The organism is Levilactobacillus suantsaii (genome assembly GCF_004115745.1).
In the GTDB taxonomy this organism is placed as follows: domain Bacteria; phylum Bacillota; class Bacilli; order Lactobacillales; family Lactobacillaceae; genus Levilactobacillus; species Levilactobacillus suantsaii.
This window is the reverse complement of the sequence record NZ_QXIL01000005.1, coordinates 1-17,961: the sequence shown is the minus strand read 5'-3', so window position 1 is coordinate 17,961 and position 17,961 is coordinate 1. Positions and strand designations below refer to the sequence as shown.

Annotated in this window: 13 protein-coding genes, 1 tRNA gene and 1 pseudogene; 5 read left to right on the top strand and 10 right to left on the bottom strand. The window is 51.8% G+C overall.

From position 1 onward, the window contains the following. Window positions 1–64: 64 nt before the first annotated feature. From DXH47_RS03825 to DXH47_RS03805, 5 genes are all read right to left on the bottom strand, one after another. The gene (locus DXH47_RS03825; RefSeq protein WP_129031746.1) at window positions 65–2,173 is read right to left on the bottom strand and encodes a PBP1A family penicillin-binding protein; all 2,109 of its coding nucleotides are present in this window, start codon (window positions 2,171–2,173) and stop codon (window positions 65–67) included. A gap of 268 nt (window positions 2,174–2,441) precedes the next feature. After that, window positions 2,442–2,909, bottom strand: coding sequence for an arginine repressor (locus DXH47_RS03820; protein WP_129031745.1), 468 nt, complete (start codon window positions 2,907–2,909; stop codon window positions 2,442–2,444). A 176-nt stretch (window positions 2,910–3,085) separates the two neighbouring features. Further along, window positions 3,086–4,777 carry an arginine--tRNA ligase gene (argS, locus tag DXH47_RS03815; RefSeq protein WP_129031744.1) on the bottom strand — a complete coding sequence of 564 codons (1,692 nt, stop codon included), beginning with the start codon at window positions 4,775–4,777 and terminating at the stop codon, window positions 3,086–3,088. A 276-nt stretch (window positions 4,778–5,053) separates the two neighbouring features. After that, window positions 5,054–5,124, bottom strand: a tRNA-Gly gene (locus DXH47_RS03810). Between the two features lie 83 nt (window positions 5,125–5,207). Beyond that, a complete protein-coding gene (locus DXH47_RS03805; protein WP_129031743.1) occupies window positions 5,208–5,450 on the bottom strand; it encodes a DUF2187 domain-containing protein in 243 nt (80 codons plus the stop codon). Between the two features lie 344 nt (window positions 5,451–5,794). Here DXH47_RS03805 and DXH47_RS03800 point away from each other — a divergent pair, with 344 nt between their 5' ends. The 3 genes from DXH47_RS03800 to DXH47_RS03790 all read left to right on the top strand — a co-directional run bounded on the left by DXH47_RS03800 (window position 5,795) and on the right by DXH47_RS03790 (window position 8,696). Then, entirely contained in the window at window positions 5,795–7,036 is a 1,242-nt protein-coding gene (locus DXH47_RS03800; protein WP_129031742.1) for a peptidoglycan recognition protein family protein, read from the top strand. Window positions 7,037–7,241: 205 nt separating this feature from the next. Beyond that, entirely contained in the window at window positions 7,242–8,201 is a 960-nt protein-coding gene (locus tag DXH47_RS03795) for a 3-hydroxyacyl-CoA dehydrogenase family protein (RefSeq protein WP_129031741.1), read from the top strand. A gap of 153 nt (window positions 8,202–8,354) precedes the next feature. After that, window positions 8,355–8,696: a DUF1516 family protein gene (locus tag DXH47_RS03790; protein ID WP_129031740.1), complete on the top strand. Its 342-nt coding sequence runs from the start codon at window positions 8,355–8,357 to the stop codon at window positions 8,694–8,696. Window positions 8,697–8,784: 88 nt separating this feature from the next. Here DXH47_RS03790 and DXH47_RS03785 read toward each other — a convergent pair whose 3' ends face one another. The 4 genes from DXH47_RS03785 to DXH47_RS03770 all read right to left on the bottom strand — a co-directional run bounded on the left by DXH47_RS03785 (window position 8,785) and on the right by DXH47_RS03770 (window position 13,749). Then, complete coding sequence (locus DXH47_RS03785) at window positions 8,785–9,501, bottom strand: aspartate/glutamate racemase family protein (protein ID WP_129031739.1); 717 nt, start codon at window positions 9,499–9,501, stop codon at window positions 8,785–8,787. A gap of 5 nt (window positions 9,502–9,506) precedes the next feature. Next, window positions 9,507–10,763, bottom strand: a complete 1,257-nt coding sequence (locus tag DXH47_RS03780; protein ID WP_129031738.1) for a carboxylate--amine ligase — start codon at window positions 10,761–10,763, stop codon at window positions 9,507–9,509. Window positions 10,764–11,029: 266 nt separating this feature from the next. Next, window positions 11,030–12,910: an asparagine synthase (glutamine-hydrolyzing) gene (gene asnB, locus DXH47_RS03775; protein WP_129031737.1), complete on the bottom strand. Its 1,881-nt coding sequence runs from the start codon at window positions 12,908–12,910 to the stop codon at window positions 11,030–11,032. Window positions 12,911–13,044: 134 nt separating this feature from the next. Next, the gene (locus DXH47_RS03770) at window positions 13,045–13,749 is read right to left on the bottom strand and encodes a Crp/Fnr family transcriptional regulator (protein WP_129031736.1); all 705 of its coding nucleotides are present in this window, start codon (window positions 13,747–13,749) and stop codon (window positions 13,045–13,047) included. 135 nt (window positions 13,750–13,884) lie between these two features. On the opposite strand from DXH47_RS03770, the pseudogene DXH47_RS03765 reads away from it, so the two are divergent. Beyond that, window positions 13,885–15,330 (top strand): annotated as a pseudogene (locus DXH47_RS03765) (C69 family dipeptidase). 69 nt (window positions 15,331–15,399) lie between these two features. Next, on the top strand, window positions 15,400–15,639 hold the full coding sequence (locus tag DXH47_RS03760) for a hypothetical protein (protein ID WP_129031735.1): 240 nt from the start codon (window positions 15,400–15,402) through the stop codon (window positions 15,637–15,639). Between the two features lie 123 nt (window positions 15,640–15,762). Here the strand turns inward: DXH47_RS03760 and DXH47_RS03755 are convergent, their stop codons facing one another. Then, window positions 15,763–17,436: a glycoside hydrolase family 13 protein gene (locus DXH47_RS03755; RefSeq protein ID WP_129031734.1), complete on the bottom strand. Its 1,674-nt coding sequence runs from the start codon at window positions 17,434–17,436 to the stop codon at window positions 15,763–15,765. Window positions 17,437–17,961 lie beyond the last annotated feature (525 nt).

Genomic DNA, 17,961 nt, shown 5'->3' with positions numbered 1-17,961 from the left:
AAATTTAAATCGTTCATCAATCATTGTACCATGCTTTGCAGTGGGACCCTAGCCCAGGATTCGGTTAATCAACGGCTGATTTGGCCTTTTCCCACCAGGACTTGACCTTGTCGGCCACATTATTGAATGACTTGCCAGCATTATCGATGCCCTTTTGGACCGAATCCCAAATATCACTGGACGAATTCGACGATGAAGACGAGCTATTATTTTGAGCCTTGGCCAGCGTCGACGCATCCTTGGTGTCAAACGACGTGCCCTTGGTGTTCGGCAAAATCCCCTGCATTTCAGCTTGGAACAATGGGCCTTCTCCGGTCCCACTGACGTCTTCCAAGTGCTGTTTACTGCTGGTACTGTCGAATCCTTCCCAGGTGGTCACGACCACGTCGGGGGTGTAACCCACAATCCATTTGTCCCGGGTCGCATCGGCATCCCCGTCGGCTTCGGTACTCCCAGTCTTCCCGGCAATCGTGTAGCCGTAAGGTTTAGCCGTAGTCCCGGTCCCATAGTTGAAGACGCCCATCATCATACTGGTCATCTGCTTGGCCGTCTTCTTGGACATGACCTTCTTGGTCTTGGCCTGCGTGTCGTCTGTCGATACCACCACGTTCCCGGAGGCGTCCACAATCTTACGGATGTAATGGGCCGAATGCCGGACACCGTTGTCGGCAAAGGCCGTGTAAGCCTGTGCCAACTGTTGCGGGGAGACCCCGGTCTTCAAGCCCCCTAGCGCTAAGGCCAGGTTCTTATCCGACTTGCTGACGGGCAGGCCGAACTTCTTCACGGATTCGTAACCCTTGTCGACCCCTATCTTGTTCAATAACCACACGGCCGGCGCATTGGTACTTTGCGCTAACGCTTGGTACATCGGCAATTTTCCACTGTAAGTGCCACCATAGTTATGCGGCGTGTAGTGGTTACTACCATAAGACTTCTTCTTATCGGTCAATTGTGAATCGTAGAAATAGCCGTTTTCGAGCGCGGGAGTGTACACCGCTAACGGTTTGATGGTCGATCCGGGTTGCCGCCGCATCTGCGTCGCCCGGTTATAACCCCGAAAGACGTGCTTGCCTCGGCCCCCGACGACCGCCTCGACACCACCCGTGTTAGGGTCAATGGCGATGCTAGCGGCCTGGACCTTGGTGCCATCACTCGCGTTAGACGGGAAGTAGCTGTTGTTTTTGAACAGCGTCTGCATCTGTTTTTGATTGTCCTGATCTAGGGTCGTGTAAATCTTATATCCCTTGTTCATGATTTCGGATTCCGTCAAACCGTACTTCTTAATCGCCTCATTGATGACGGCGTCAAAGTAGTACGGGTACTTGTACGAATTTTTATAGGTGTAATCGTCATTGGTCACAATCGCCGTGGCCTGGTCGCGCTTGGCCTGGGTCTGACTCAAGTCCCCATTCTCGACCATCAGATCCAGCACCACGTTACGGCGTTGCTTAGCCGCCTTGGGGTGGTAGATTGGGTTATAGCCGTTGGGGTTGGTCAACATCCCCGCTAAAACCGCCGATTGCGATACCGTGAGGTTGGCTGCCGAGGTGCCAAAATAACGCTCCGAAGCGTCCTGGACGCCCCAGACCCCGTTACCGAAGTAGGCGTTGGTCAAATACATCGCCAAGATATCTTTTTTGTTGTAGACGTTCTCCACTTCAATCGCCAAGAAGAGCTCTTTGAACTTCCGGGTAAAGGTCTGTTCCTGCGTCAAGTAAGCATTTTTTACCAGTTGTTGGGTAAGTGTACTGCCCCCGCCACTGATGTAATCGCGACCCAGTAGTTTGTTTTTAGCGTACAAAAACAGCGCCCGGCCAATCCCCTTGACGGAAAACCCATGCTCATGATAGAAATTCCGGTCTTCCGTTGAAATAACGGCCTTTTGCAGGTTCGTGGAAATCTTACGTAACGGAACCGACGTCCCTTTTTGGGAGTAGAGGGTCCCCGCCTTGTTATTCTTCCGGTCATAAATCTGCGTTGGGTTATCTAAAGCCGCCTTTAAATCGCCGACGTTGGCGGTCTTAGCAATAAAGGTCAAGTAGCCACTCAGCACTAAGAACCCGGTCAAGACGATCACGATGAGCCAGCGGGTCAGCTGAAACCGGCGCCAAAACCGCTTAAAGTGGGCCTTGAACCCCCGTTCAGTAGGTTGATTCGGTTGTTGGTTATTCATGAAATAGCCTCTTCTAATTAGAAAATAGACGTGGACGCGCAATGGTCATCACCACTCGCCACATCACCTGAAACGTGTCGGTGAGCCCCCACATCAGTAAGAGCCGCACATTCGGGATTCTCAAAGACAGAACTCCGGATAATATGGTCTATTTTAGCATAGACTTCCCGCTCCGTTTCGTTGGGCACGAAAACTTTAGAAAAGTCTTTAGCCCCCACACCAAAACGACCGGTCCGTCAAAACGGAGCCGGCCGTGTGGACTGCTCATTTAATGCACGATTTCGGGATTCATTTCCGCGGCGATCCGGTCGTGGAGCTTAGCCGCAATCGTTGCGCTGGGACTGATAATAAAGATGGTATCGTGTCCCGCTAAGGTCCCCGCAATCTCCGGGAGATTGAGGTCATCGAAGATGGCAGCTAAGAGATTACCGTTACTCGGCAGCGTTTTCAAAATGTTGACAAACTCAACCCGGGTCAGGCCAGTGACCACTTCGTTGATGGTCTCGCGGAGGTGCTCTTCTTCACTGCGGTTGCCTGCCTTAAAAATCGTATACCGCAGATGGCCGTGGCCGTCCTGCGCCTTCACAATCTGCATCTCACGAATATCACGGGAAATTGTCGCTTGTGTGGCCTGAATATCCACTTCCTGCAGTCGCTCCATCAGTTCCTCTTGGGTCCCAATGGGATATTGATTGATCAGTTGTTCGATCCGTGCCTGGCGAATGCTTTTCTTCATGACAATAGCCCCCTCCGCATAAACTTTCATTGCGTCAATTCTAAGAAAGGGACTTCCACCCTCTATCGTTGAATATTTATGAACTCAGTGTACCAAATATTCGTTTTCAACGCAAAAAAAGACCCCATTGGCGGATTGCCAACGGAGTCGCGGTGACACAGATTTTAAATTCAGAGTTACATTTCGTCAGGAGATTCGACACCCAACAAGCGCAGAGCTTCCTTCAAGACCCCGGAGACTGCCTTGACTAAGGCCAAGCGGGCTGGTAATTGCGCGTCATCGGTCAAGACCTTAGCGTGTGCGTAGTACTTGTTGAAGGTCTTGGCTAAGCGAATCGCGTACTTGGCAATGACGGATGGTTCGAGTTCGGCACAAGCCATCTTCACGATTTGCGGGAAGTCCGCCAACGTCTTGATAGTGTCCCAAGCTAACGGATCGGCCAATTCATTGCCAGCCGCCGCAACGGTCACGTGTGGCGCCTTGCGCAAGATGCTTTCGGCCCGGGCATGGGCGTATTGTACATATGGTCCAGTCTCCCCTTCGAACTTCAACTGGTCGGCTAAGACAAAGTCGATGTTGTTGGTCCGTTCATTCTTCAAATCACCAAAGACGATGGCACCAACGCCGACTTGACGGGCCACCTCATCTTTGTTGGCCAAAGATGGGTTCTTTTCAGCGATTTCTTCTTGGGCCAACTTGACGGATTCTTCCAAGACCTTGGCCAACAAGATGATCCGGCCGGACCGCGTCGAGAGTTTCTTACCATCAGCGGTGATCAGTCCGAACGGCACGTGTTGCAAGTTTGGGGCCGACTTCACGCCCATTTCCTGTAAGACGGCCTTCAATTGCTTGAAGTAGTAGGTCTGTTCGGACCCCACGACGTACAAATTCTTCACGGGGCTGTAAGTCCGGTCCCGGTAAAGGGCCGTGGCGATGTCTCGCGTGATGTACAGCGATGCGCCATCACTTTTCAGAATCAAGGCCGGGTTCAAGTCGTACTTGCTCAAATCTACGACCTGGGCGCCTTGCGATTCGACCAACAGGTGCTTGTCGCGTAAAATCTGCACGACTTCTTCTAACTTATCATTGTAGAAGGCTTCCCCGTGGTAGGTATCAAATTTAACCCCTAGTTCCTGGTAAACGTCGTTGAATTCCTGTAAGGAAACTTCGCGGAACCATTCCCAGAGTTTGTGGGCTTCGGGGTCACCGTTTTCCAGCTTGCGGAACCACTCGCGGGCCACATCATCTAATTCGGGCTTGTCGACGTCTTCCTTATGGAAACGCACGTAGTATTCGACCAACTTGTTGATGGGATCTTTCTTGACGTCGGCTTCGTTCCCCCACAGCTTGTAGGCGGTGATCAGCTTCCCAAATTGGGTCCCCCAATCCCCTAAATGGTTATCCTTGATAGGATGGTAACCATTCTTAGTCAAGATGTTGGCGATGGCGTTCCCAATCACCGTGGAGCGTAAGTGCCCCATCGACATCGGCTTAGCGATGTTCGGGGACGACATATCAATCGGGACGTTCCCGTTTTGACCGTCCTGGTTCTGGCCGTAAGCTGCGCCAGCACTCAAAACCGTCTCTAGGGTATCCGCACTGTAAGCCGCCTTATCAAAGAAGAAGTTCAAATAAGGTCCCACGACTTCCACCTTTTCGAAGCCGGTGGTGTCTAACTTGGCAGCTAAATCCTGGGCGATCTGTTGGGGCGCTTGGTGCAGCGTCTTGGCTAAGGTAAACGTCGGGAACGCTAAATCCCCTTTATCAGACGTCTTGGGACGTTCTAACTTATTGGTCACTTCATCAGCCGTTAATTGGCCATCTAAGGCAGCAACCAACGCAGTCACGGCCTGTTGTTTGTAATCCATCCAAATTTCCTCCTTGATTGTTGACAATCATGGGACAAAAAAACGCCCCTTACATCCTTGTAAGAGACGAGTTTAGCCCGCGGTACCACTCTAATTGACCGTTCACGGTCCACTTAAATGATCAGTTTCTGTCTTGAACTTGGTTAGTCCGTTCGGCTAGTTTGTCAATCCGGCTTTCACCCTCCCGGACTCGCTTAATCACATGAGCTAACCTACTATTCTAACGCCTAAACTTTCGAATAATAATAAAGACGGCCACTGGCCGCCTCCTTCGAAAGCGGGTGACGGGAATCGGACCCGCGACGCAAGCTTGGGAAGCTTGAATTTTACCACTAAACTACACCCGCACAACACAAATGAGTATATCATACCATTTGTGAGTTGTCATTACTTTTTGCAAAAAAATTCAAAATATCTATTTTTATGATGTTTAGTTCTCTGGAGCTGTCGTCAATTTAGCGACCGACTTCCGCACTACGGCGCGGTTGTTCATGTCACCGACCGCCGTTTTATCGGCGGGATCGTACTGACGGATTTCAACGAGGACTGAATTATCATACACTTTGGTAATTTCACCCGTAAAATCATGTTCTAACGGCCCAAACTTCTTGGCCGCAATGTAATTGCCAACCTTAAGTTCCGTCTTACCAGTGTTATCAGCTGCTTCAGCCATCACTGATCGCCCCTTTCATCTCATCATACAAAATATCATTATACCCATCTTATTAGCAGACCGCAAGTCATAATGTCTCAGCTTGACCTGCAATCTAATTGTAAGCTTTTTGCAACAAAAGATAAAAGCCGAACTTTAATTATTATTTACGCCTTATTCGGCAAAAAGTCGTTAGATAACCCCATTATAGCCGCCTTAGTCGTTAAAATACGGTTGATTTGCGAACAATTAAGTATGACAGCTTAAAAATAATTTATACCCAAGTTCACACAGATACGTTATAATCAACTTGTTGCAGTACGAAGAAATTGAGGATGAGCCACTTATAGGAGGAGAATGTGAAAATGAAGACATGGCAACATTGGGTGGTTCGAGGTACCGCCCTCGTCGCTGGTTGTTTCGGATTGTGGTTAGGGGCCACGACATCCGCCAGCGCCAACAGCATCAACGATTACATTGCGCGTCAAGATTATTCGACGCCCAAGATCACCAGTAGTATCTGGTCCGAATTTCCCAAGTTAAGCTATCGGAATGGCCACCCTGAGGGGGTCGTGGTCCACGAAACGGCTAACCCAGATTCGACCATCTATAATGAAATTTCCTACATGAAGCGTAACTATCAAAACGCCTTCGTGCACACGTTCGTCGATGCCAGTCACATCATCAACATCGCGAACACCAAGTACTTAGCGTGGGGCTCTGGTCCCATGGGAAACGAGCGTTACGTCCAGTTCGAACAAGTTGAAGTCCACTCCAAGAGTGCCTTCGCTTCCGAATTGAACAACGCCGCCTACTACACGGCCTACATCTTGAAGCAATACGGGTTAACTCCGAAACGTTACACCACGGTCCTGTCCCACCACGACGTTTCAACGCGCCTAGGTGGCACCACCCATACCGACCCGGATGGGTACTGGTCGACGAACGCTAAGAAATACTTCGGGACGACCTACACCATGACGAACTTTGTCGCTTTGGTCAACACGCAGTACGCCAACCTCGGGGGCACGGTCACGACGGCTGATTCTAACACCACGACCAGCACCCCGCACGTTACCGCGCAAAAGAAGACCGTCACCTACAATCATGGGGGCAACAACGAAACGGCGACGTTGGCGAACAACTACACCAACTGGACGGTCTACACTCACGTCAAGGGAACCAGTAATTCCCGGCGGATCGGTTGGGGCAACCTGAGTAGTGACCACCGTGGCACCAAAGTCTACGTCGACAGTCGTGGCGTAAAACGCGGCGGCTGGAGCGGTACCTGGTACCGAATCCGTTTCGCTAAGAATTCGACTCACAAGTACTGGGTCTACCGTAAGGTCTTGAACTTCCCGAAGGTCACTTACAGTGACGCCAGTGGGAAGGCGACGTTGAACACGGCCACTAACGCCCCGTTGTACAACCACGTGCTGAACTCGACTTACTTGTCCAAAACCATGGGCCACACCGGTAGCTATGCCGCTGACACCCAAGTCACGGTCAACAAGAAAGGCTACAAGGCAAGTGATGGGACCACTTGGTACCGGCTCATCTTAAACGGCAAACCATACTGGACGCAAGCAGCTAACCTCACTTTCTAATACTCACAACGATTAAGGGCCCGCGGCGATTGCCGCGGGCCTTTTTTAAAGCCCATTTGTGCATCTCTTCACGCATTGCATTTCTAAACTGAGCTTGGTATGCTAATTCTTGAAAGCGCTAACCATCACCGACTACTTTCGGCAACCAGTTGATAGGTTGCGCGAGTTTTAGACCCTCTCACCCGCTACAAAGGAGATTTTTTCAATGACTTCACTTCAACGTTTCAAAACCATCGGCAATATCGGCGCCGGTACCATGGGCCACGCGACTGCTCTGCAGTTTGCCTTACACGGTTACACCGTGAATTTGCTAGATACCAGCCAAGAGGCATTAGACCACGGGTTACAGCTGATCAAAAATGACCTGAAGACCTTCCAGGAAAACGACTTACTTACAGACGACCCGGCCATCATCTTAGCGCGGATTCATCTCACGACCGATTACCAGCAGGCCCTACACACTGCTGACTTCGTGATTGAATCCGTAGTTGAGGATCTCGCTGTCAAACGCCAAGTCTGGCAACACGTCGAACAAGTCGTGCCCCAAGACACCCTGTTAGCCACCAACACTTCCGGCCTCAGTCCGTCCGCCATCCAACGGGTCTTAACCCATCCCGACCGCTTCGTCGTCGCCCACTTCTGGAACCCGGCCCAATTGATGCCGTTAGTTGAAGTCGTGCCAGGTGAGCAGACCGCTCCCGCCACGGTCACGACCACGGTGGCACTAATGACTGCTATCGGGAAACACGCCGTTCCCCTCAAAAAAGAGTCGCTAGGCTTCGTGGGCAATCGTATCCAACTGGCCGTCTTGCGAGAAGCTCTACATATCGTTCAGGAAGGTATCGCCACGCCTAGTGCCGTCGACGACATCGTCAAATACAGTCTGGGACGCCGCTGGAGTCTAGTCGGTCCCCTTGCCAGTGCCGACCTCAGTGGGTTAGACGTCTTCAACAACATCAGCCGTTACCTCTATGCCGATTTGGCAAACGAAACCGATGCCGATCCTACTCTGGCACGCCAAGTAGCGGCCCACCAATTGGGGCTCAAGACGGGACAGGGCCTATTCGATTGGACCGGTGACCGTGGGCAAGCTATTGTCGCTCAACGTGACCAACAACTGCTCACCTTACTGAAGCGAGACCACCAGCAAGACGAAACCCGCTAACCCCCACGGATTTTTCTCCCCCAGGTGACTACATCTGTCCCCATTTAAAGGGCACAGATTAAATTAACCTTATTAACGGCTAAATTAAGCGCCCACGGCCCCCAGAATATGGTAGGCTAAAGTTAACCGAGTTTGGGGGAAGGAAGCGATTAGATGTGGTTAGCCGTCCATTTTTGGACTTGGATTGTCTTGACCTTAGCGGTGTTGTTGGGATTGACTCGTCACGCTGAAAAACGGGTCATTCAATTTCTCCTCTTGGCCCGGTGCGCCTATTTGGTCATGATCATTAGTGGCGTCGTCCTAAGCATTCGGACCTTCGGGCACGCCCCGTTACTGGTCAGTTTCAAGTTTGCCCTGGGAATCGCCACGATTGCCCTCATCGAAATCAGTTTCGGACGCAAAATGGAACGCGACCAGACGCACCTGGTCTACTTCGTGATGGGCATCGTCGGGTTGATTACTGCCGGGCTAGGCTTGATGCTGGCTTTCAAGTAACTTTCGATAGTCTAATCTTTCAGTTAAACAAAAAGCGGATTGTTCCAGCCAGTTTTGGCTGGAACAATCCGTTTTAATTTTTGGTCACTTAAGCTTTTTCGGGCTTTAAAGCTAAGGCCTTTTCCAACGTCCGGTCGACTAAAATCGACTGACTGTCGGCGACCGGGTAAGTCGTTTCCGGTTCCCGTTCTTGGGCCAGTGATAATTCGGTACACCCCAGAATCACCACGTCGGCCTTTTGTTCCTGAATCATTTCTTGAATGATGGTGTGGAACAAGCGCGCATCGACCACGTTATGAGCCTTGATGTTGTCGTAGATCAGGCGCATGGTCTGGGCTTCGATGGTCTCGGTCGGTAACACCGGCGTCAATCCCGCGTTGGTAATCTCGTGTTCGTAGATTTTATCCGTGATGGTCCCCCGTGTCCCGGTAATGCCGATACGCTTAGCTTCCGGGTACTTGCGCTGAATCTCCTTAACGGTTTCGCGCGGCATGTGCAGGATGGGGATCTCCGTAGCGGCCTGTAAGTCATCAAAGAAATAGTGGGCCGTGTTGCACGGCAAGGTGAAAAATTCCGGCTTCAACTGGCTCTGTTGCTGGATATCTTCCAACAAGCCAGGCAACGGACTTGCCTGGGTGTGGTCTAAGATGTAGGCCGTCCGGTCCGGTACCGTGGCGTGATTGACCAAAATATAGTTCAAATAGTCTTGGTCGGCGTGCGCCGGGGTGCGCAAATTCAACTGGTGAATGTAACTTTCGGTCGCCATCGTGCCCATGCCGCCAATAATCGTAAAGAATTTTCTCATTATTCTTACCCCTTATTTTCCGCAAAGTACTTCTTAAAGTTCACCGTATAGTTGTGTTCCATCCACTTGATCAACAACCGTCGTTTCAAGCTCAAGTCCGGTTGGTACCGGTAGGTGGTGCCGTATTGCCCCGCCGCGATCAACTTCAAGGCGCGCTCTTTATCTGCGTTTTCTCGAGTATAGCGCTTAAAAACCTTAACGGGAACCCCCAACCACAAGGCGTGTTGCTGTTCGTCTTGGTTACCGTAGACCGTAGGCGCGTCCTTCAAACTGTGCTTGACGTAGTCTTTGACCACCCAATCGGCCAGATTATAGCCGTTGAGGGTGACGAAGAAACTACTCCGACCCTGACGCAAATTGATTTCAAATAACTTGAACGAGTGGTCGCGCACGTCATACTTCATGTCAAAGTTGGCGTAGCCGGTAAAGTCGATAGCTTCCAAGAAATTCTGGATGTCGTGGTAAATCGTCTCGTTGTATTCAGGGATGATAGCCACATAATTTCCGATAGCGGACGGTGCACAATCTTCCAATAACGGGTGCCCCAGGCACATCATTTTGACATGGTGGTCCTGGTCGACGTAGGCGTTGACCACCCGCATATTGCTGTCATCGCCGGGGATGAAGTCCTGTAAGATCAAATCGGACGTGTACCCGTTGGTATAAATTTTATGCACGATATCTTTGAATTCGGCTTCGGATTGGATTCGAAAGGCCTTCTTACGGCCCTCGAAGTGCACGTCCAACCACTCAACACTGTTGGCCGGTTTCAACGCGACCGGGTAACCAAAGGGTTGTTCAATGGGCGCATCGCCCGTGGCTTCCGCCTTGGTGATGATGCGGGTGTGCGGGTACGGCAAACCGTACTTGTCACAGACCTTGTAGAAGCTTTCCTTATTATTCAGTTGCCGCAATAAATCGTAATCCACGTACGGACAGATAAAGACGTCTTCTAGTTCGGCCTTGTGCTTACTGATCAATTCAGCGTAGCCATCCCCGCACCCAATCAAAATGACGGGTTCCGGGTGGTTGGCGTAACGTTCCTTCAGCTTCCGCATGGTCTCAATCCAGACTGGGTCCTCATCGAAGCCCGGGATGAGTTCTAGATTCACAATCTTGGTGTAGCGGGTCGGCGCCAATTGGATGCTGGCAAAAGCCTGCACGGGTTCGTGGTACAGGTCGTAAAACGACCGGGCCATCCCATAAACGTTAAAATCGCTCCCCAGCAAAACCGGGGTGAATTTTGCTCCATTCGTTTCCATAACTCAAAAAGTCCCTTCACAACTGCAAAATGTCGTTGACCGCGCCCGCCTAATTCGCCGCAGGGGCTGACTCACGGCTAAACCCCCGGTCAGCTTTGACCAATGGGCTTAGCCGTGGGGGCGAAGCCGGAATTCCCCCACCTCGCCCCATTAGGCTGGGGTCAACAAAAATATTTATTTTTAATCGTAAACAGAATCAAGGTTGTTAACGGACGAATCCAATAGCAACCTTGATCGGTGGTGCCGACTAAATTAGCCGACTGGTCTTAAATTTGCGTCCGGTGAACCAGGTCAACCGTCTTGGCCGTGGTATTTTCAGGGAAGTAAACTTCGTACCACAAGATAAAGGTGTAGATGGTGAAAATCTTTTGCATACTGGATTTTCCATTGATATGTTCGTGCAAGATATCCATCAACGCGTCCGTATTGAAGAACTTGTGGGCCACATCCGAGTTGAACGCCTCGATAATCCGGGACTTGTAAGGTTCTTCCTTGATCCAGGTGGCGATTGGGGATGGGAAGCCCATCTTTTCCTTCTTCGCGACCCGTTCCGGCAGTTCGGCTTCCGCCGCGGTCCGCAACGAGACCTTAGTCTCATCTGCATGGATCCGCGTCTTGACCGGCATGGTGGCCGCAAACTTGGCGACTTCCTTGTCGACTAACGGCGTCCGCACTTCTAGGGAGTTGGCCATGCTCATCCGGTCTGCCTTGTGCAAGATGTCGTACGGCAACCAAGTATTGATGTCAAAGTACTGCATCTGCGTCATTTCGTCTAAGCCCTTCACGTCATCGAAGAGGTGTTGGGTGTAAGCCCCGGCATCTTGATTCAAGGCTGGGTTCTTTAAGATCTTATTGCGGTCATGGTAGTCGAACACGTAGTTGACCCGGTAGTACCGTTCACTCAACGGTTCGGCCCCACGGACCAAGAACCGCCGGCCATGGAACCGTGGCAACTTATCGGCAATCGCGCCTAAGCCCTTACGAATCGGCTTGGGTACCCACTTCTGGTAGCGTTCGAACGGGATGGCTTCCAGATAAGTGTTATAGCCACCGAAGAACTCGTCGGCCCCTTCCCCGGACAAGGCAACCTTCACGCTCTTGCGCGTGCCCTTAGATAGGTAGTACAGTTGCATCGCCGATGGGTTGGACAACGGTTCGTCCATGTAGTACATGATGGTCGGTAAAATATCGAAGTAGTCGTCACCGGTCATGTAAAGTGGCGTGTTCTTTTGCTTGATTTCCTTAGCAAATTCCGTGGACCAGCTCAATTCACTGTACTTGGAATTCTTGAAGCCCAAGGAGAAGGATTGAATCGGCTTTAACTTGGCCGCTTCGTTCAAGACATAAGAAGAATCAATCCCACTGGACAAGAAACTGCCGACTTCCACGTCAGCAATCATGTGGGCCTTGACGGATTCGTCGACAATCTGGCGAATCTTCTTGGCGTCACCTTCGACCGTCTGACTGTTGTCGATGTGGTCGTAGCTGTACTTGAAGTAGCGATGCGTTTCGGTCTTGCCCGCCTTGTGCAGGAAGTACTGGCCCGGTAAGACCTTGTACACGTGCTTGAACATGGTGTCGCGCGACGGAATGAACTCAAAGCTCAAGTGAATCGGCAAGAGTTCTTCATTAAATTCTTTTTTAAAGTTCGGGTGTTCCAAGAACGCCTTGATTTCGGAACCCCACAGGAAGGTCTCGCCATCATCATAGTAGTACAATGGCTTGATGCCAAAGTGGTCTCTGGCCCCGAACACTTCATTATTTGTTTTATCGTAGATGACGAAGGCGTACATCCCCCGTAACCGGTCCAACAATTTTGGTCCCCAGGCGTCGTAGCCGTGAATCAAAACTTCGGAATCCACATCCGTTTGGAATTCGTACCCTAGCTTTTGTAAGTCAGCCCGAATCTCTTGGTAGTTATAGATTTCACCGTTAAAGGTCAAAACTTTAGTTTGGTCCCGGTTGTACATCGGTTGCTTTCCGTGGGCTAAGTCAATGATTGACAGCCGCCGGAATCCCATCACAGCTTGGTCATCGCTGAAATAGGCCTCGTCATCCGGTCCCCGGTGCTTGATGCGATCCGCCATATCGTTGATGGTATTAGCGGGAACATCCTTCTGGTTCACATAACCAACGAATCCACACATGTGCGTATCCCCTTTTAATTTAATCTGCGTTTTTACTCTAAGCCTCTATTGAAACACAACACCCATCATTTTAGCAAATTTAATTTGGGAATACCATGCTATTTAAGATTCTTAACCGGAGCGCAAAGATTAAGTCACTGTGGCGCTACGGCTTGTAATTTGGCGAGCGTCACAATCGTAATCTCACGCCGACCATGCGTGGTAATCGCCCCCAGCGTGACCAGTTGTTTCAACTTGCGACTCAACGACTCCGGCGTCATCCCCAAATACGCGGCTAAGTCCTGCTTACTCATGGGTAAAGTCACCGTAGTCGCTTGACTCTGACTCAAGTCTAACAGGTACCCCGCTAACCGCGGCAAAGCATCAGGAATCGCCAATAAGGTGGCTTGATGTTCGGCGGTCTTCAAGCGTTGCGCCAACGCGTTCAAGAGCGCCAACGCTAACGTCGGCAATCGCCGAACCAGTTGAGTCAAGTCAGTTCGCGAAATCGTGCAAAGTTCCGTGGTCTGGGTGGCTTCGGCGTAATCGCTGTGGATTTCGTCGGTAAACAGCGCAATCTCCCCGATGAAGTCGCCGGGATTCAGCACCCGCAAGACCCGTTCCTTGCCGTCATCGGCCAGGTGGTACAGCCGGACCTGGCCAGTATTCACGATATACAACGTCTGGGAGACCGCATCCGGCCGGAAGACGATCTGACCCTTTTGGGCGTGGATGGCACGGGTGACTTCGGCGACCGAAATCATCTGGTTGTGTGCGAGTTGTTGAAAGATGGGCACTCCGGAGACACATTCCAATTCGCGGGCCAAGCTGTGTTGATGTGACTCAATTTCTGCTGCCATGTTACCAACCATCCCTTCCTATTCTCTTCCATTTTAGCAAACTTCCCCCAGTTTTTTTATTAAAACTGATTGTCCCATTCCAACGTGGCCGCGCAAAATGTGCTATATTAAGGTCACTTTCACGCCCCACACCTAATGGGACGGTTAATCGCACCCTTTCAAGGAGGAATTTTTGTGACCCGTTTACCCCATCAAGCCTGCACCTCAGTTTTAGTCGGCAAGTTAGCCACCCTGGATGGCAGCCCACTCATCGCCCGTAACGAAGACAATGCGGTGGCCATCTGGCCGAAACAAGCCGTCAGTCATCCCGCCAGCACGAGTGGCACCACCCACTTCGTCTCGAAAAACAATCAGTTCACGACCTCCCTGCCGCAAGCCGCCGCCCAGTACACGGCGGTGCCCGACAGCGACTCGAGTGCCGGCGATTACGGCGAAAGTGGCATCAACGCCCACCAAGTCGCCATGAGCGCCACCGAGAGTGCCTACACTAACAGTCGCGTGCTGGGTGTCGATCCGTTGGTCCCTAACGGTATCGCCGAAGATGCCATGCTAACGGTGATTCTGCCTTATATCGACTCCGCCCAAGCTGGCATTCAACGGCTAGGCCACCTGGTGCACACCCAAGGCGCCGCCGAGACCAACGGGGTGCTCTTCAGTGACCTCGACGAAGTCTGGTACATGGAAATCGTCAGTGGTCATCACTGAGTCGCTCAACGCATCCCGGACGACGCTTACGCCGTGGTCGCCAACCAACTGGCTATCGAAGAAGTCGACTTCGATAGCCCCAACTTCTTGACCTCACCAAATCTGCGCCAGTTCGTCCAAAGCCACCGCTTGAATCCAGACGGTGGGGGGTTCAATTCCCGGCACATCTTCGGCACCCACAGCGAGCAAGACGCCCATTACAACACGCCACGGGTCTGGTACGGTCATAAAATTTTGACGCCCAGCGCCTTTGAGAATCCGACCGATATGACGTTGCCCTTTATCCAACACGCCGAACGTAAAATCGGTCTCGATGACGTGGCCACGATCTTAGGTTCCCACTACAACGGCACCCCTTACGATCCGCTAGGCCACGGGACGGCTACCGAACGGACCGCTTACCGGGCGATTGGCTTGGCGCGAACCCAGAACAGCCACATCTTACAACTCCGCCGCAACGTCCCACCCTTACGCGCTGGCATCGTGTGGCAGGGCTTCGGGAACCCGGCGTTTACGCCCTACGTGCCGTTCTTTGCGGCCGGCGACCAGTTGGCGCCCACTTACGCCGTGGCTAATCCAACCTACAGCGCCACCAACCCGTACTGGCAAGCTAAGCTGGTCGAGGTCTTAAGTGAAGCCCACTACCACCAGAATCGCGGGCTCATTGACCATTTCTTGCAGGCCAGCCAGCAACGCGGAATTCAACGGGTCCAAGCGGGTGATGACCTAACACCTAGCACCCCAACGACCCTCGGCGAGTTCAACGTGGCGACCGCAGCTAGCTTCGCTACGGCTTTGCAGGCCCACATTGGGGCGTTGGTCCAGGCCAACGCCGAACAATCGGCGCTTTCGTTTGCCATGGATTCCCAACTGTAAAGTGATATCGTTTTCATAACGAGTGCGGTATAATGACCTTAGAATCTAATTCTGAAAGGAATGATGATGATGGATGAAGTTGTATTTTTCAATCCAGGAAACTCAATTGGTAACTTTCATGATTACAACGAAGCCGTGCAAACGGCCCAAATCTACCGGGCCCGGCACGCCCAATCGGGCCACGTGCTCGTGGTCAAGAGTCCCCAGGGCGAGCCGTCCTTTGACATCTTCTTGGCGGACCAAAAACTGGGTAACCAAATCACCGAAAATGAATCTTCCAAACGTTACACCGTTTCTAAAGAACTCTAACGTCTTTTTAGACCTTCTAAAGGGCCCCACCAGCGCGCTTGCCGGTGGGGCCCTTTAAACTTTTCGTGATTGAAGTAAATGGAAACTAAGCTCCCACCCACCAGCCTTTCAGTCCAAGACACCTTAATCTTGTAACAAGTAGACCTTGCTTTCGTACGGCCGCAACGTGGTCCCCTGGTCATCGGCATAGTTGCTGATGAGTAAGCGGTCCGCTTTGGCTTGCTGGTAGTCGCGTGTCACGGTCTGGTCCGTAAAGTTGACCATGACCAGTAACGTTTGGCCCTGATAATGACGCCGGTACGTCATGACCTGATCGTCTTGCGGGTCGATTTCCTCGTAAGTCCCGTAGAGGATAATGGCATTTTCGTGGCGCAACTTGATCAACTGCTGGTAGTAGTAATAGACCGAATCCTGGTCGGCCAATTCGGCGTCGACGTTAATCTGCTTATAGTTGGGGTTCAGCGCAAACCACGGCGTCGCATCCGTAAACCCGGCGTGCTTCTCGGCACTCCACTGCATCGGCGTCCGGGCGTTGTCCCGCGAAATGTTGGCCAAATACTTCAACATGGTCGGGCCATCGACGAGGTGCTTTTGGTCCACGAACTCATGGTAGAAGTTGATTGATTCCAAGTCCTCGTAGTCGCTCAATTGGGTGTAGTGGACGTTGGTCATCCCCAGTTCCTCGCCTTCGAACACGTACGGGGTCCCCTGCAGCATGTGCAACGCCGTTCCTAACGCCTTGGCGGACAAGGCCCGGTATTCCGGTCGGTCATCGCCAAAGCGGGACACGGCGCGCGGTTGGTCGTGGTTGTTCCAGTACAGACTATTCCAGCCCTTGCCGTCCAGTTCGGTCTGCCAGCGACTCAAGGAGTGCTTGAGTTCCGTCAGCTTGACCGGTTGATCGTTCCACTTGCCTAAACGGGTATCTGGGTTGGGACTTAGCGACACGTGTTCGAACTGGAAGACCATGTTCAACTCGTGGCTGTCCAACCCCGTGTATTGAATGGCGTCTTCTGGCTTGGACCCGGGCATCTCGCCCACCGTCATCACGTCATAATGGGACAGGACCTTGTCGTTCATTTCGTGTAAGTAGTCGTTTAGTTTCGGGCCGTCGGCGACTAAGTCCCCCACGGCACCGGCCGTCCCACCATCGGGCGCATCGGGCAAGCCCGCTGGTTTGGAGATGTAATTGATGACGTCCATCCGAAAGCCGTTGACCCCTTTATCCAACCAGAAGCGCATGATGTCCCAGACGCTTTCACGCACCTTGGGATTTTCCCAGTTCAAATCGGGTTGAGCCGGGGCAAAGAGGTGTAAGTAATACTGCCCCCGCGCCGGAACGAAGGTCCAGGCTGGACCCCCAAAGGCCGCTTGCCAGTTGTTCGGTTCGTGCCCGTCGACCGGATCGCGCCAGATGTAATAATCGGCGTAGGGATTAGTCCGCGATTGCTGGCTGGCTTGGAACCACGCGTTTTGATCGGAGGTGTGGTTAACGACCAAGTCCATCAAGAGTTTCATGCCGTGCCGGTGGGTCTCCGCCAACAAATGGTCAAAGTCGGCCATCGTACCGTAAACCGGATTCAACGCCTTATAGTCCGCGATGTCGTACCCGTTATCCTTGTTTGGGGACTTGTAAATCGGGTTCAACCACAGCACGTCGACCCCTAATTTCTGTAAATACGGGAGCCGCTGGACAATACCGTTCAAATCACCAATGCCGTCGTGATTACTGTCCTGAAAACTCATCGGATAAATCTGATACACGACGGCGTCTTGAAACCACTTTTTTTCTGCCACTTCGATAACCCTCCTCAGCTTAATCAATGTCCCATGCCACCGGGTAAATGACTAAGCATTCATCTGGCAGTTGAGCCATTGATGGGATTCCAGTCCAACAGTTCAGGAAGCGCTACCATTTTATGGTAGCTCGTCAACCACGGGGCCTAGAAAACCTACATTTAGTTTACCACGCTTCCTAACCTGACCCAAATCAGATTTTACCGTGTAGTGCCGGCTTAGGCCCACCCCAACCGGTTGCGCGGGGGGATCTTGTTGAAATTAACAGCTTACCAGTTCACTAAGGACCCCTAGCCCATTACTTAAGAAGCGTGTCCCAGCTACGCTTTATGTAGTTGGAACACGCTTCATTCACTTGACGCTTAAGTTTTAATGACAGTGTCTAGGATTGACACTTCCGCCCCCTTTAGGCCAAATCAGTCCATTTTGGTCTGCGTTAACGCCTGTTTCAAATAACGGCCGGTGACACTTTGCTCGTTATCACTGACGGCTTGTGGCGTGCCCGTTGCGACCAATTGGCCCCCC